This is a genomic window from Streptococcus parasuis, from assembly GCF_021654455.1.
Lineage (GTDB): Bacteria > Bacillota > Bacilli > Lactobacillales > Streptococcaceae > Streptococcus > Streptococcus parasuis.
Genome location: NZ_AP024276.1, coordinates 117,273 through 133,613, shown reverse-complemented (window position 1 = coordinate 133,613; position 16,341 = coordinate 117,273). Strand labels below are relative to the sequence as shown.

General features: G+C 41.1%; 10 protein-coding genes. 1 reads left to right on the top strand and 9 read right to left on the bottom strand.

From position 1 onward, the window contains the following. Positions 1-123: 123 nt before the first annotated feature. The 3 genes from L6410_RS00680 to L6410_RS00670 form a co-directional block, all read right to left on the bottom strand. Complete coding sequence (locus L6410_RS00680) at positions 124-6,525, bottom strand: pullulanase (RefSeq protein ID WP_237395604.1); 6,402 nt, start codon at positions 6,523-6,525, stop codon at positions 124-126. A gap of 191 nt (positions 6,526-6,716) precedes the next feature. Further along, positions 6,717-7,664, bottom strand: a complete 948-nt coding sequence (locus L6410_RS00675; RefSeq protein ID WP_237395602.1) for a LacI family DNA-binding transcriptional regulator — start codon at positions 7,662-7,664, stop codon at positions 6,717-6,719. 262 nt (positions 7,665-7,926) lie between these two features. Further along, positions 7,927-8,508, bottom strand: coding sequence for a CHAP domain-containing protein (locus L6410_RS00670; protein ID WP_024391558.1), 582 nt, complete (start codon positions 8,506-8,508; stop codon positions 7,927-7,929). A gap of 159 nt (positions 8,509-8,667) precedes the next feature. Between L6410_RS00670 and L6410_RS00665 the strand changes: the two genes are divergently transcribed. Then, positions 8,668-9,432 (top strand): alpha/beta fold hydrolase, encoded by a 765-nt coding sequence (locus L6410_RS00665; RefSeq protein WP_237395600.1) that lies wholly within the window; start codon positions 8,668-8,670, stop codon positions 9,430-9,432. A 273-nt stretch (positions 9,433-9,705) separates the two neighbouring features. Here L6410_RS00665 and ltrA read toward each other — a convergent pair whose 3' ends face one another. From ltrA to L6410_RS00635, 6 genes are all read right to left on the bottom strand, one after another. Beyond that, positions 9,706-10,983, bottom strand: coding sequence for a group II intron reverse transcriptase/maturase (ltrA, locus tag L6410_RS00660; protein ID WP_237395598.1), 1,278 nt, complete (start codon positions 10,981-10,983; stop codon positions 9,706-9,708). Between the two features lie 762 nt (positions 10,984-11,745). Continuing rightward, entirely contained in the window at positions 11,746-13,122 is a 1,377-nt protein-coding gene (locus tag L6410_RS00655) for a PTS sugar transporter subunit IIC (RefSeq protein WP_237395596.1), read from the bottom strand. A gap of 43 nt (positions 13,123-13,165) precedes the next feature. Further along, the gene (locus L6410_RS00650; RefSeq protein ID WP_237395593.1) at positions 13,166-13,606 is read right to left on the bottom strand and encodes a DUF3284 domain-containing protein; all 441 of its coding nucleotides are present in this window, start codon (positions 13,604-13,606) and stop codon (positions 13,166-13,168) included. A gap of 18 nt (positions 13,607-13,624) precedes the next feature. Next, the gene (locus tag L6410_RS00645; protein WP_014638781.1) at positions 13,625-13,939 is read right to left on the bottom strand and encodes a PTS sugar transporter subunit IIA; all 315 of its coding nucleotides are present in this window, start codon (positions 13,937-13,939) and stop codon (positions 13,625-13,627) included. Between the two features lies 1 nt (position 13,940). Then, on the bottom strand, positions 13,941-14,252 hold the full coding sequence (locus L6410_RS00640) for a PTS sugar transporter subunit IIB (RefSeq protein WP_012027953.1): 312 nt from the start codon (positions 14,250-14,252) through the stop codon (positions 13,941-13,943). Positions 14,253-14,264: 12 nt separating this feature from the next. Then, a complete protein-coding gene (locus L6410_RS00635; protein WP_237395592.1) occupies positions 14,265-16,259 on the bottom strand; it encodes a BglG family transcription antiterminator in 1,995 nt (664 codons plus the stop codon). Positions 16,260-16,341 lie beyond the last annotated feature (82 nt).

Genomic DNA, 16,341 nt, shown 5'->3' with positions numbered 1-16,341 from the left:
AGAATCATTGCGTTACTAAACCTTTGATTCTATGCGTTTTATAATGTGGTCTATCTCAATAATTTTACTACATTTTGAGCTTTTCCCAAAAACTGTAAAAACTATTGTTACGACCGAAGAATACTATTCTTCTGATTTTTTGTTTCTTCCTTGTGCAGCAACTGTCAAACCAAGTCCAGCAAGTCCGAGACCTAGAAGTGCCAAATCACTTTGTCGGTCACCTGTAGCTGGTAGGCTTTCTTTGTTTGATGCACTTGTGGTTTGTTCAGACACTTGAGCTGTTGGAGTAGAAAGACTTGGTTTTTCTACCACATCCTTAGCCTCCATACTACCCTTAACAACAATCCGTGCCTCACCATCTACAACTGATTCTGATAACAAGTTAGTAGCAATCACCTTGCCGTCAACTAAGACATCTTGATAAACCAAGACTCTCTTACCTGCCTTACCTTCTTGAAGCACATAAGATTGACCTTTTGCAAGAGTTGCATCATAGCGAACTTCCTCTGCAATCGGAAGGACAGATTCTTCTGTACGTTCTTTCGTAGTAAAGTCTAGGGTTGGTTTTTCTTCAGCAGTAGGTGCTGTATCTGGAACTTCTGTGATGATATAAGGCAAACGAATCACTGTTGCAGTCAAAGGTGCAAGAACAACTGCGCTATCAGTCAATTCGACACCCACTAAATCAGACAATGCTTCTACACCTGCACGTTCACCATCAACCAGTACTTGACCCTGCAGTAAGTCTTTGTAAATATCTGAAAGAACAAAACTACGTTCTTTACTGTCAGCATTGACAAAGACAGCATAGCGATCACCGTTGCTTGCAATGGTTTGATAGGCAATGACCACATCATTTTTAGCAATGCCATTTTGACCTGGAATTGAAATCAAGCTAACCTTCTGTTCAACTTCTTCTTTTGTTCCCAAACGGAAGGCATCTGTTGATTTGCGCAAGGCAATCAATCCTTTTGTAAAGGCCTGAGTACGGGTATTCTCTGGATAGAGCGCATCATCTGTCGCTTTGGTCCAGTCAAACTTGTTGACTGCATCAGATGAATCGTAAGAGTCATGAATGTAGTATGGATAGTCAAATGGCGTTCCATCTGCATTGGTCAACAAATGCGCCTTGTTTGGTACCTTGTCCTCTGTAACTGGGTTCTTGTAATCAGGATGGCGGAACTGTTTGGTCCGTCCATACTCCTGACCAGAATGGATAAACGGTGTCCCTTGAGCAGTCAAGACTAGCAAGTTACCCAAACGTTGACGTTGGTGAATTTCAGTGTAATTTTCAGCGATTGATGGATCCTTCTTGATGGACTGAGCGATGATATCAAAGAGCGTCAAGTTATCATGCGCAGCAATATACTGGATCACATCACCTGGATCGTCTGCCAAGAAGTTGCCTGGTTGTGCCTTGATGTTATTAAAGACAGACTCAACACTCTTAGCACCGCCTGTGATAAAGGCTGGCTGACCTTCGTTTGGATAACCAGATTTAAGTGTATTGCGAATTTCATCTGAGAATACCGCAACAGTATCTGTTGAACTCATCCAGTCTTGGTCCGCTGGCTGAACAGGCTGATTGGCATCACCTGTAAAGGTTCTCCATCCTTCACCAAGCATAATAATGTTTGGATTGAGTTTTTGAGCTTCAGTAAAGGCCAGCTCAATTGCTTCGGCATCATGGTCCCCCATCATATCGAAACGGAAACCATCTACCTTAAACTCGTCCACAAGATACTTGATGGAATCAACTAAGACACGACGGCTCATGTAGTGAGTGGTTCCCAGACGACCACCACCAAAGCTTGATTTAGCCGTACCATCTGCCTCCATGAAGTGATAATAGTTTGGCTCTAAATCTTCAAATAAGAAAGTCTTAGAAGTGTGATTATACACCACATCCAAAATCACACCCATGCCTTGTTTGTGAATTTCATTGACCAGGTTTTTGAACTCTTCGATGCGTTTCATTGGATCTGTCGGATCTGTAGAATACATACCTGTAAAGGCAAAGTAGCTCTGTGGATCATAACCCCAGTTATAGTTGCTGTTGCTTGATGCATACTCACTCATCCGCTCTGCATTTTTCAATTCATTGACAAAATAGTAGCTCATAACTGGGAGCAGTTGAATATGGGTCACACCCAGTTCTTTTAGGTAGCTGAGACGTTCTGCAAAGGCTGCAAAGGTGCCGAACTGAGCTGTCAATTCATCGGAAATAGCAGGATCTGATGTGAAGTCACGAACATGTGCTTCATAGATAATCGCATCTTCACGCTGATTGAAGTTAGGAATTGTGGCATAGTTCAAATCACTTGGACCAACTTCTGATGGATCCACAATCGCAGCTTTTGCAATACGATAAGATGGATCTGTATCTGCCAAATCACTATTCCACTCAGCTAAAGACTTAGCATATGGATCTAAAACAAGAACAGATTGATCCCCACGAGTGATTTCATAATGGTAGTAGTAACCACGATAGTCCGAAATACCAAGACCTGATTGACCATTCAATTCAAGATCCCATTGTCCTTTATCGCCCTTGGTCATGGCTAATTTACCGACCACCTTAGATTGGTCATCCTTATCATAAAGAACAACTGCTACACTGTCTGCACTTGGAGACCAGAGAGTCATATCAACGACACTACCAGCCTGACGCACACGCGCACCAAGTTCTCCATCATAAGCATAGAGCTCATCCTTCAATTGCCAGCTCATAGTTGTTGTGAAGCTATCATTGCCATATTTGAGGGTATAGCCCGCATTTTCTTGGTTGAAATCCCCGAGGACTCGCACCTTGTTGCTAGTAAGATCCAAGACAAGGTCCGTCACAGCAACTGTCTGGCCATTTTTATCTGTTACAGACAATTTCTCCAAGATGCTATCCTTATCCGCACCTTCAAGCGTTGTAAAGGCTGCTTCTAGAGCTGTTAGGCTAACATGAGAAACACCTGTCACACGGACATTATTGACAAAATAAGGGTTGGTGTAAATAGTCGCATCATCATCCTTGAGGAAGATTTGTGTCTGATTTTTCAAATCTTTAAAGCTATAATCTTTCTGCTGAATCTTCACATCATCTCCTGACTTGCTTTCATCCAATAGCAGGAAGCCAATGGTACTTGGTAAATCTGTCAATTTGACATCGATATAGGCACCATACTTGCCTTGGTTTTCAAAATCAATACCATTTGGCCAATCACCCAAGGCAACATCAGTCACATCTCCCCAGATCCAGAGACCTTTTTGGTCATAATCGCCATCTGTACGGAAGTAATTGATACGGATATAGCCTTCTTTGAGTGGTTGATAGAGGCTGAGTTGATAGTTTTCATCAAACCAAACTTCATTCATCTTGGTGCTAATCCGTTCAATGGTCTTATCACCTGTGATGTTCTCACCAGAAGTGTTATTAATCAAAAGACTAATCTTGCTAGCTGTTTCATCTTTCATCTTGATGTCCAGATAATAGCCATAGTCATCCTGTTTAGCGGTACTGAAATTGGTTGCACCCGTTGGCCAAGCACCAACATCTGACGATTGTTTTTCGACATCATCCCATGTCCATAAACCTAAGCTAGATAAATTATCAGATGGTAGAGTTTTAAAGTGAACACGGAAGTAGCCTGCTTCAATTGGTTCTTCAGTTGCTCCTTGCACACTTGCATTGACGATGTCACCTGCTTCTGTCTGAAGGAGCATGGTGCCACCTTGACCGATAGTTGGAAGTTCGACCTGAACAACCCATTTACCGTCTTTCTCGATAGCTTGATAAGATTTTCCTGTGTAGGCATCTGTAACAACCACATCTTTACCAGATACTTCAATCGCCATTTCCTTGTTCTCGGTATTGGTTGAGAAGACAAGATAGGCAGCTTGATCTTGGTAACTGCGTTTGCTGATAAGCCAACCTTGGCTATCATTTCCAGCAAGTGTTGTTGTATCACCACGTGAGAGCAATGTTGAATTGGCATTACGGAAAGCCAACAATTTTTGGTAATGGTCCTCTATGTCACTTGTCTCTACCTTACTCCAATCGAAATCGTACCGGTTGTCATAAACTGGCCAGTTGTTTTGTCCAGATTGACCTAATTCTTCACCGTAGTAGATGACTGGCTGACCTTTAGCAGTAATCAAGAGACTAGCAGCCAATTTCAGTTTATCCAGATTTCCTTCTTTTTCTGCGCCACCGAGACTGTAAAGGAAACCATCTTCGTCATGACTGCCCAAGAATTGACCCAGAGAAGCTGCGCTAGTCAGAACCTTGCTACGTTCTTCTAGCTCTTTTCCAGCTGCTTTCAGTTGACCATTGACTAAATACTTGGCGATATCCTTGAAGCCAAAGTCCAACAAGCTGTCCATCGTACCGATTCCCAAGTCACCCTTGGTATCTTTATAGTTAGCTCCCCATGTTTCTCCAATCAAGTGGAAGTCAGGGTCTCTATCCACCAATTCATTTTTGAAATGTTGCCATGTGGTATCATCAACGTGTTTGACTGTATCGACACGGAAACCATAGATTGAATTACCTTTAGCAGTTGTTGAGCGTTCCAACCAAGATGCCTGCCAAGCAACCAACTGATTGCGAACGGTAGCTTCTTCTGTCTTGAAGTCTGGTAAACCAGATAATGAGCCTAATTGGTCATCTCCCTGCTTATCTTCTTCCTTAGTCCGTACCATACCTGCAAAGGTTTCTTCTGTACCATAGCCAGCATGGTTAAGTACCACGTCAACAATAATATTGATGCCTTTTTCGGCTGCGGCATCAATCAATTCATGGAAATCAGCTAAACTTCCCAAATGCGGATTTAGTTTCTCAAAATTGGATGCCCAATAACCATGGTAAGCATAGTACTCTCCATCTTTTACGCTGCCAACATTCTGTGGAATATTTTCAACAATTGGTGTCAACCAGATAGAATCTACACCCAATTCTTTCAAGTAATCCAGCTTGGCTGTCACTCCTTTGAAGTCACCGCCTTGGTAAAGACCGCGAGGATTGGTCACGTCTCCGTCAACCACCTGATCATTGCTGGTGTCTCCATTGTAGAAACGGTCGGTCATCATGAAGTAGATGACTTGCTCGTCCCAGTCTTTTTCACCTTCTGCCTTAATGCGCTCTGTAACGGTCACATCCAATTTTGTTTCGTAGTAACCATTGTCTTTATCATAGACTTTTACAGGAAGACTATAGGTCCCTGGCGCTGTGCTAGACGTCGCTTTAATGGTCACACGATTGAGCTCAGTAGAGATTGGCACAAGACCTCCGCCGATGGCGCTTGTATCGACTTCCATTTTGACAATCTCAGCATTTTCAGGGTTGGTGACAGTTACAGATACCAAGCCGCTCTCATTGTAGTTGAATGGAGCTTTGCTACTAGCCTCAACAGTCACATTTTTTGTACCCGGAGTAGCTTTACTTGTATCTAATTCTACTTTCTCTTCGATAAAATATGGATTTGTGTAAACTTTGTCGTCACCGTTTCGAAGGAAAATTTGGCTATGCCGTTTACGATCTGCAAAAGCTAAATCAATCGATTTATTGCCAGCAAGATCTGGATTATTCTGATTGATTAGTAGAAATTCAAGCTTAGAATCTAAACCATTCGATAGGGGAATGTCAACATAAGCACCGTATTTCCCAACTTTAAAATCAACGGCACCTGCTGGCCAGCCGCTACTTGCTTCAGTCGTATCTCCCCAAGTCCATACGCCCCAACCATCATAATTGTTGTCTTCACGTGTGTAATTGATGCGGAGAACATTGTCATCCTTGAGTGGCTCATAGCTAGAAACAGTATAATCGCTAGCAATCCAAGCCTCATTTTGTTCCGGAACAAGAAGCTCCACTTTTTGGTCCGATTCTGTTATTTTTTCCCCATCTTTAAGGACCAAATAACCGATTGTGCCTGGTGTCTCAGATTTTTTAATATCAACATAATGGCCGAAGTCATCCACTTGGTTACTTGAGAAATTCACCGTATCAGTTGGCCATTTATTTCCATCAGATGGTGTTTCAACTCCTCCCCAAGTCCACAAACCTTGACTTTCTGGTACTGTTTCGTCTACATTTTCAAAGTGCAGACGAATACTACCTTCTTCAATTGGCGCTTCTGCTGGGGTGGACAATGTAGTTGTTTCTGTTGCAGTTGCAACATTTTCTACTGATGCTGTATTTAATTGTGCATCGAAAGCTTCACCTGCTTCAGCAACTAGCGTTGATGCCTCTGTAGCAGTTGTGTCAGAAGTTGCAACCTCTTCAACCAACTCACTGCCAGCGACTGATGCAGTAGCATCAACATCTGACGTTTGATCTGTATTAACGGGAGCTGTTATTTCTGTGGAGGGAGTTGCTACTTCCTCTGCTTTAACTAATTGACCAGTTCCGGATATCAAAAAAGCTGTTGCAATACCGACTGATGCAACACCCACCGTGAACTTACGTATCCCAAAAATAACCTTTTTTTCAAACATTGGTGATTTCTTTGCTACACGCAAACGTTTTCTATTCATTCCATTCTCCTTTGGTATGTCTAATATAATAATAGTATATAAAAAACAGCTGTTTCTTTGCAAACGTTTTCTTAATTGTTAGCGGTAACAGTTTTGCTTAAAAAATAAAGGAGTTGTGCCGCTGGAACTTATTGTTAGATAGTTTCTAACTGTACTTTGGACAATTCCCTATTTATGAAAATTTTTAATTGTTAAGACCGAGTGCTCTCTCTCTCGACTAAACTCGCTTGACAATACCGTTTGTATTCTTTCAATTCCCGTCCTTCAACCAAGTGCATCAACTGGCTAACACTAATTCTTCCCATTTGACGAAAGGGTTGTTTCATCGTTGTCAACTGTGGATTAGAAACTCGATCAATAAATATTCCATCAAACCCAATAATCCCGTAATCTTCAGGTACATTCCTTGACATATTCATTAATCCTCGAGCAATTCCCAAAGCTATTCGGTCTGAGGCACAGATAAAGCATGTATTCGGCATTAACTTATTAAATTGTGTAATGAACTTTTCTGCTATCCTTGACCGATTTTCTAATCGGTAAACCCTTGGTTTTTGACCTAACTCATCCATAGCCTCTAAGTATCCAGCTTCTCTAGCTTGAGCAAAAGTATCTGTTAAATCGATTCCCACAAATACAACTTGATGATATCCTTTTCTTGTTGCAAATCTACTGGCTTGATAGGTTGCCTCTTTATTCTGTGTATCAACAAAAGGTATCCCTGCTCGATTCTCTCCAAAAAGTACTACTGGTTTATTCAAACTTTTCAGCCAACTATAGTCTGAAGTCCGTGCGCCAGTAACGATATAACCATCACATTGGTCTGTTACTTGGTGCTTTTCGGTCACAATTTGCATCGTGTAATTTTTTTCACTCAATCCAAGAGCAATCCCTGCGATCAATTCGGCATAGTAAGGCTCTACAATCTCCATCTCCTCTAGAATGATAACTTGAACTGTCAATGTCCGTTGTTGAGCAAGGGCTTTTGCTACAACATTTGGTTGATAGTCTAACTCTTTCATCGCTAATTGGACCATTTGTTTTAACTCTTCTGTGACAAGTTCCGGATGATTCAGAACCCTAGAAACAGTCATCTTTGAAACATTGGCCCTTTTCGCCACATCCGCCAACGTCGTCATATTTCTCCCCTTTAGATTTCAAAGCCATAAAGTGCAAACGTTTTCTTATTGTTATTATATACTATTGACCACTAAAAAGTAAAGCCCTTTCAATATATATTTATTAAAAATAAGTAAGATTTGTATACAAAAACTACCCCCTTGGATTTAACCATATTCGGTCGCACCCATGGAGGTAGTTTTATCTTGTGTTATTAGTTTTATACTTTGAGATGATATTCAAAGAAGCCAAACCTTTTTCATTGACAAAAATCTTGCAGTTTCACACTCCAGCAGGGGGATAAATATAACTTACCGTTCCCTCACTGGTTTTTGTCGGATCAAAGAAACCTCGAATATTACTTGGATAATAGGATCCATTATAGTTTGACTCAGTGACTTGAATTTGACCATCGGTAGCCACATCTGTCACATAGGCAACATGCCCGTAGCCACCATTTTCATCTGTCCAGACTGCAATTGCGCCAACTTTTGGTATTGTTCCAACTTCATAGCCTAATGAAGCTGCACTGGCCGCCCAATCTCCAGCATTTCCCCAATAGTTCCCAACCCATGGAGCCATTTCTTTTGCTCCCCATGTACATTGACCTGCTGGGTAAGTATTGGATGTATATTCAACCTTCACCTCTGAAACCATATTTGTAGCTAATGCTGCTTCTTCAGCTCTTTTTTTCGCTGCAGCTTTTGTTGCTAAAGCCTGCTTTTTTAATATTTCTAACGAAGGTCTATCATTTACAGTTAGGTCATCCGCAAGAATAGTGGATGTTCCCGTCCAAAACAGATTTCCCATAAACAGAGCAAATAGCCCTAATTTAAGATATCTTTTGATAATTTGGTGGTTCATATTATTCGATTCCTTTAAGTTTTTTTCACCCAATCCATCCTATAGAACAATTCTTGCATAGAGCTTAAAATAACGTAACAAATATTACAGATAGGTTGCAAATACTTAACAATTGTTTTTTTCTCATGCTATAATTAAGAAAAAGTCAGGAGTAAACCTATGAAAAGCATCGTTTTAATACATGGCACCTGGTGCAATGGCACATTCTGGGGAGACTTTGCTAGTCAGTTAGAAAAAACCGGCTTACAGATCTATACCCCTAGTTTACGCTATCACGATTTACCCTATGAAGAAGGGATCAAAAAAGTCGGTGACGTTAGTTTGACAGACTACGTGGATGACTTGGTATCCTTGGTCGAAAATCTAGAAGAGCCACCTTTACTTCTGGGTCACTCACTTGGATGTCTCTTAGCCCAAATGGTTGCGGAACGGACCCCTGTTGCTGGCATGATTCTCATGGGCCCTGCCCCAACTGCTGATATCTTCGCTCTTTATCCAACCATGCTTGCCAGTTTCTTACCCCATTTTCTTCGCTGGGGATTTTGGAAAAAACCTATTCCACCTTATAAAAAAGCCTTCTTTTCTTACTGCCTCAATGCGCAGGATCCTAGTATAAAAGAAAAGCTCTATCAAAACCTCGTCCCTGACTCAGGCAAGGTTTACACACAAATGGCCTTTCCATTCCTAGATAAAAGCAGAGCAGGCTATGTGGACTTTCGTAGCATTACCGGGCCTGTCTTAGTCATCACAGGAAGTGAGGACAAAATGACTGTCTCTGCCATCGCCAGAAAAACAGCACATAATTACAAAAATTCTGTTCTAGTCTCACTAACAGGGGCTGATCATATGTACCCAACTGGAAAATTTCAAGGTAAAACCCTTTCTGTTATTCGAGCATGGTTGGAAGAACAGGAATTTATCTAATACTCTTCGAACATCTAAAATATCCGTTGTTAAGTGCCTTGATGAATAAAAAGCACTAATGGCGCTTTTCAGCCTGTCACTTTGAAATGAGAAAGTGACAGAGTTCTATCTTCGGCTTAATGATGCGAACACAGTTCTCGTTATTTTCAGCCTTCAAGATTTCCAAAATAGTTGAAGCTAGGCTACTGTTGATTTTTATTGAGTATAAATCGAGTAGGGACTAATTTCTAGTCCCTCTCACACCACCGTGCGTGCCGTTCGGCACACGGCGGTTCAACTAACTTTTAACGCATGTCGTTTTAGATAATAATCTAGGCAAGAAACCAGTCCACGTTTAGCGAGGACTCGTTTTGATATAGCACGTTTCAGTACAGACCTCTGAGCCACTAATTGATAATGGTCTCCCCAGCCAGATACTTTATCCGCTATCCACTTCGGTACTCCTAATTTGAGAAGTCCCCATAATCGCCTAGATTTCTTCTTCCATTGTTTCCAGATAATAACTCTTATTCGAGTTCTTAGTCGTTCATCAATGCTTTCCATGACTGATTTCATGTTCGTCATAGAAAAGTAGTTTATCCAACCTCGGATGACCCAGTTTAGTCGCTCAATTCGGCTGTCTAAGTCAATACTCCACTTACGGGCCGTTAGTTTCTTGAGTTTTCTCTTGAAACTCTGTACGCTATCCTGATGCGGACGACTTTTCCAGCCCTCAGATGATTTCCAGAACCCAAATCCTAGGTACTTTAATTTGCTCGGTCTCACAATCTTGGTCTTGGTCATGTTGACTTTCAAACCTAATCGTTTTTCAATATAACGACTAATTGAATGCATCACACGTTTAGCCGCCGCCTCACTACCGACTGTGATGACGCAGTCATCTGCGTAGCGAACGAAGCGAAGTCCACGATTTTCCAACTCTTTATCTAGCTCATTAAGCATGATATTGGACAGGAGCGGTGATAGGTTTCCTCCCTGTGGAGTTCCAACTAGTGTTTTATACCGTTGTCCGTTGATGACTACACCTGAATGAAGGTACTTACGAATTAAAGATTCTGTATCTCCATCTTGGATAATGTTATGAACAAGCGACATCAGTCTATCTTGAGGAACGGTATCAAAGAACTTCTCCAGGTCTATGTCTACTATCCACTCATAACCGTCATTAAGGTATTCTAATAACTGGATAATAGCTTGTTCGCATGACCGATTGGGTCTGAATCCGTAACTCCTCTCAGAGAAATAGGGTTCACAAATAGGACTAATGACTTGGACAATAGCTTGTTGTATCATTCTATCCATGACCGTTGGGATACCTAACTGACGGTCTCCGCCGTTAGGTTTGGGAATTTCAACTCGTAAGACTGGCTGAGGTTTGTACTTCCTCTGCTTTATGAGTTCTTTAGTTGAACGCCAGTGTTTGCGGAGATAGTCATCTATTTCGTCAATAGTTACGCCGTCAATTCCTGCTGAACCTTTATTGGCTCTAACTTGATTGTAGGCTTCAAGCATATTGGACCGAGATAGGATATTATCTAGTAACTGTGACATGTGCGTATTCCTTTCTTGTTTCGGTGTCTGAGGGACGTCTTATATTGGTGAACTTTCCTCTAGTCAATACGTGACCGCACCCAGTTCTATCAGACCGCTAGTTTTACAGACACAAGTGAAGTAGGTATACTTCGGTTTGACAGCCTTTATTTTCAATGTCAAACTTTCAACAGTCACTCCCCTGACTGTTGAAATATTCAGCCCTTCGCTCCACCTCTATTACAGAAGTTTCATCGCTACTATGGCCTCGGCTGACTTCTCATGATTCGTTGTTACTACGTCTTTGACGCTCATGAGACCTCACGGGATAAGTCGTACATCTTTCCTCGTTTACTCTCGTGATTTACGTCTATAGGTTACGACTACCTTTTTGGACTTTAGAGTTGTATGCCCCCTCATCCCCTATATACGCCTTGTTATCACGTTTCTGTTCGTAGAGCCACGATTTCGCTATCCCTTCCTCTCCCCGCTACCTCACGATAGTCAGGCTTGGGAGTCGCTTTGGGGTTCACCGGTAGCGGGTGTCCACGGAGGACTTTCACCTCAGATGTACGACATGCCCGTCGTACATACAAAAACGACCTCTAATACGGAAGTCGTTTTCTATTTAGTGTAATTATTTTCTCCTACTCCTAAGTACACTGATTAGAATAAAGACCAAACCAGATATAATGTTTAGATATTTATTCCCATAAAGCGGACTAATGGCAATGAGGAAAAATCCTAACGCCAGTAAGAAGGGAGATCTGTTCTTGGAAAACATTATTCCTCACCAGCCTTAACCTTATTGGCTGCAATAACAAATGGTGTCCAAATCAGGAAGGCAACAAAGAGGTTGAATAGTGAAACCAACGCAGCCATAATGTTACCACCTGTTGCTAGATAAGCGTAGAGTCCTGGAGGGGTAATCCATGGAACTGCAAGGAAAACAGGTGGGATTAGGCCAGCTGCTGTCGCTAAATATGCGATAGATGCACATACTGGTGGAACAATTAGCCATGGAATAACAAACAGTGGATTCAATACCATTGGAATACCAAAGGTAATTGGTTCATTAATATTGAATACCCCCATTGGAGCAGATAATTTAGCTACCATTTTGTATTCTTCTCGTTTGGAGAAGAGGAAAATAGCAATAATCAAAGCTAGAGTCACCCCTGATCCACCCATTTGAGCATAGGCATCGAAGGAACCACGAGTCCAAAGCCAAGGCAAGTTTGCCGCACTGTGAGTCGCATTGTAAATAGCAGTGTTTTCATTTAATGCAATACCGTAAATGCCATCCATAATCGGTGCCAAGACATTGTGACCATGGAGACCGAAGAACCAGAAAAGCTGTACAAGGAAAGTTAAAAGAACGACAGAGCCCAAGCCTTGTGACAGGCCAAGAAGTGGCAACTGAATATAAGTTGATACAACATCGCTCAAAGATTGTCCAGTTAGGGCAAAGACAAGATATGCCACAATGGATGACGCATAAATCGCAGCAGTACCAGGGATTATGGCAGCAAAGGCCTTATTAACTGCCGGTGGAACAGAATCTGGCAATTTAATAATGACATTCCGTTTTACAAGACTTGCATAGACCCATGTAGCGAGAAATCCAATAAACAGTGCTGTAAATAAACCTGTTGCACCGCCATATTTCAAGGCGATAGCTCCCCACTGGCTTGTTTCCAAGGCTGAAACTCCATCTGTCGTCACAATGGATAATCCCAAACCTTCCAAAGCAGAAACAACTGACTTATCAACTCCGTCTAAAGTAGTGGAAATCGTTACACTTTGAGGAATAGTAGAGATGAATGATGCAAAGGAAATTAAACCACCTGCTAAAGGATTCACCTTATACATGAGTGATAAATTATAACCAAAGGTAAAGGCAAATACAAGTGCCATAATCCCGATGGTTCCAAAATAAACGTAGCCATTTATATCTATCACTGGTTGCATGGCCTCAGCAAAACCAGTCCATCCCATATTATTTGGGATGTCTCTCAGAAAGACGTTCAATAGAACGGCTACTGTACCTGCCATCGTAATGGGCATCATAGAAATAAAGGAATCACGAATCGCAATCAAATGCCGTTGCGAACCAATTTTCCCAGATATTTCCATGAATTTCTCAGAAATATTTGACATATTCTGTCTCCTTTTCTATTTTTTGTTTTATATGTCCTAAATGTTAAACTGATACCGGCTCAACTGAGCAACGAATCAGTGCTTCTAACTGGGCGTTTGTCTGACGTTTTATACTTTTTGAAAAGATTTTTTCCATGAGAAATTGATTACCTTTTACAAAAATATCACCAGCCTCCATCTCATAAGAATATTCTATATTGGTTTGAGCATTTCCTAAATCCTCTAACTGGTAGCGAACATGCTCTTTTCCTCGATTAGAATGGAAACAAACTGCATAGCAATAAGGAGCTGTAAACTCTTCGACAGTTACCTTGACACTATGTTGTCCTTTATCACCAAATGTTTTAGTATAAGTAAGTCCCTGGGTAATGTCTTGATCTTGCAAGGTGGAACCCGTATTTTGCTGAAAATCATCTTTTAAGGATTGGCGAATAGTAGCGAAAAGTCGCTCAATTGGAACTTGACCTATTTTTGATAGCTTCATAACCCAGTCCTCCTATAATTATCCAATCTGTTTATAAAGATCTACGAACTCTTTCGCTAAATCAATAAATGTCAAAGCATTCATCAAGTGATCTTGTCCATGTACCATTAACAAAGATAATTCAACAGACTCTCCACTTGCTTCTTTTGCTAATAATTGTGTTTGTGATTTATGGGCAATATTCAATGAAGCTGTTGCGTCTTGGAGCAGCTGTTCCGCTTCGTCAATACGACCTTCTTTGGCTGCTCGAATCGCCTGGCTAGCGAAGCCCTTTGCTTCACCACCGTACATGATTAGCCCCATAATCGCTTCAAGATACTCTGGAGAATTCATACTACCCCTCCATCATTTTTAGGGCAGCCTCTAGCACCTTAGCTCCGTTCATCACTCCGTAATCCATCATATTGATAGCATCTACCTTAATAGTTGGCTCAAATTTTGCCTTATAGTCGTTCAATAGGAATTTTACTTGTGGACCTAAGAGTAATACATCAATCTCTTTTTGAGCAACTTCATTATCGGCTTCAGATACTGGAACAGCCCAAATAGTTGCTTCAACCCCTGTTTCTTCTGCTGCTTTTTGCATCTTAGTTACAAGCATACTTGTAGACATACCTGCGTTACAAACTAACATAATGTGTTTCATAAAAAACTCCTCCTACCCCTTTCTTTGAATGAGGGGAATAAAAATATCAATTAATTCTTTATAATTTGGATGATGTAACAAACGTTCTTGGAGAACTCTATCTTGAACAAAATCAACCAGACAAGGTGAGATATACTTCAGAAATGCATTTCGACCCTTTGACGGTGACAATAGGAAGACGAATTGAACTTGCTTTCCATGGCCCCAATCGACAGCATTCTTATATATCCCTACAACAATTTGTTCTGAATAACTCATCGGCAAGGCTGGATGAGGGAAGGCTAACCGATCCCCAAAGACAATCGGACTGTAAGATTCTCGTAAATTCACTTGTTCTATAAAGCGATTAACAAAATCAGGCTCAATGGATTCGTTCAAAGTAGTTACTAGTTGCTTCAAGGCTACTTCTCGATCACAATCCTCCTCAAGATAGATTATTCTATGTGGAGCAAATACTGCTTCTGCAATCTGCTTAGCCCGACCTACTTCCATTAGCACATTTTCCCCTTGGTCAGGAATAACTGGGGTCGTTTGCTGTAAATGAGATCGAATAGCCTCAATGTCCTTCTCTGATAGGAAGACGCTGACATTGATAACCGGTGTCATAAAAATTAGATTCGACAAGCTAATGGATGAAATAATCAAATCAACATCTTTTAGTCGTTCCTCTGTAACTTCATAATAACTAACCGTATCAAGAATTTCTAAGCTGGATGAAAATTCTTTCTCCAAGCGATTCTTTAACATCAATGCACTTCCAATTCCGGTAGCACAGACTACCAATACTCTGGTCTTCTTAAATCCCTGATAACGTTCAATTGCCGCCATCACATGTAAGGTAAGGTAAGCCCACTCATCATCCGAAATCGAATACCCCATTAGTTCTGGTATCGCTGCAAATGCCGTTTTTGTTAATTCGAAAGCCTCAAAATATTGGTCTTTAATTTCAGCAGTTAGGGGATTTCCCAGTTGAATATTATTCTCCAAACGAATACGTAACGGCATCAAATGGGCCAGAACTCCTTTGAATAGCTGCTGATCCTTTGACAACTCTAGGCCTGTTAAATGTGACAAATGTAGAAGACTATTCTCCACATTCTGTCTAAATATCTCTTCCACCTCACCATCTTGATTTGGATTCCCCGTTAGTTTTACCTTAAGGTGCAACGCAATGTAATTTGCTTCCTCTGACGGTATCGTCACTTGAAACGTTTCTTCGATTCGGTCTATAATCCGTTGTGCCACAAGATACTCTTGAGACGACTGAATACGCTCCGGTATCGGGAATCGGTCTAGACCAGACCCGATTTTCAACCGTTGTAAAAGAAGAGCGATATGGAGCACTAGATTCTGCATGACAAAATCTGATAAACGTAATTTAGCATCCCGACACTCGTCTAAGACGATTAACATTAAGTCTGTGAACCGTATATCTGGCAATAGATTGGTTTCGACAACCCCATAAACAGATTGAACATTTCCCTCATCAAAAAAGTAATCCATAATAAAGTGACGGATAGCAGGTTCATCCCCCTTTAGTTCAATTCCTTTACGTGTCACAAGGAGTTCTAATTGATAGGGGATAAATAGTTTTCGAATATCCGCCAAAATGGAATGAAGCGTAGTCTTTCCAATGAATAGCTCTCTTTGTAAACAATCTGGTGACTGAATCGGATCCTCAAACAAGAGCTTATTGAGAATATACCGTTGCCGATCACCCGCTTCTTCTAGTTGAGTTAAATCAGTTAACCGCTTTTTTAGGAGCAATTGCTCCTGCCAAAACATTTCAAACTCAACTGGCCGTTCAATCTGTAAACAATAACCACTACCTTGTTTTGAAAGGATATGAGCGCCGCTATTTTCTAAAGAAGATGTCAGTTGATGAATATACGTTCTTACCGTTCGATCACTCACTGATAATACCTTGGCTAGCTCGATGCTTGGTACGAATGTCTCCTGTTTTGCAAGTAAAGCCTCTAACAAGCGTACTTCTTTTTTAGATAACATGCTCCCTCCTTTCCGCCAACAATCTTTGATTTCTTATATGTACATTATAACATGAAAGCGATTTCTAGAGGTGCCTACTTTT

What these genes read in the sequence shown, in the direction of transcription:
- L6410_RS00680 (WP_237395604.1), bottom strand. Translation starts at nt 6,525, where the DNA reads ATGAATAGAAAACGTTTGCGTGTAGCAAAGAAATCACCAATGTTTGAA.
- L6410_RS00650 (WP_237395593.1), bottom strand. Translation starts at nt 13,606, where the DNA reads ATGAAGCTATCAAAAATAGGTCAAGTTCCAATTGAGCGACTTTTCGCT.
- L6410_RS00655 (WP_237395596.1), bottom strand. Translation starts at nt 13,122, where the DNA reads ATGTCAAATATTTCTGAGAAATTCATGGAAATATCTGGGAAAATTGGT.
- L6410_RS00640 (WP_012027953.1), bottom strand. Translation starts at nt 14,252, where the DNA reads ATGAAACACATTATGTTAGTTTGTAACGCAGGTATGTCTACAAGTATG.
- L6410_RS00670 (WP_024391558.1), bottom strand. Translation starts at nt 8,508, where the DNA reads ATGAACCACCAAATTATCAAAAGATATCTTAAATTAGGGCTATTTGCT.
- L6410_RS00675 (WP_237395602.1), bottom strand. Translation starts at nt 7,664, where the DNA reads ATGACGACGTTGGCGGATGTGGCGAAAAGGGCCAATGTTTCAAAGATG.
- L6410_RS00665 (WP_237395600.1), top strand. Translation starts at nt 8,668, where the DNA reads ATGAAAAGCATCGTTTTAATACATGGCACCTGGTGCAATGGCACATTC.
- L6410_RS00645 (WP_014638781.1), bottom strand. Translation starts at nt 13,939, where the DNA reads ATGAATTCTCCAGAGTATCTTGAAGCGATTATGGGGCTAATCATGTAC.
- L6410_RS00635 (WP_237395592.1), bottom strand. Translation starts at nt 16,259, where the DNA reads ATGTTATCTAAAAAAGAAGTACGCTTGTTAGAGGCTTTACTTGCAAAA.
- ltrA (WP_237395598.1), bottom strand. Translation starts at nt 10,983, where the DNA reads ATGTCACAGTTACTAGATAATATCCTATCTCGGTCCAATATGCTTGAA.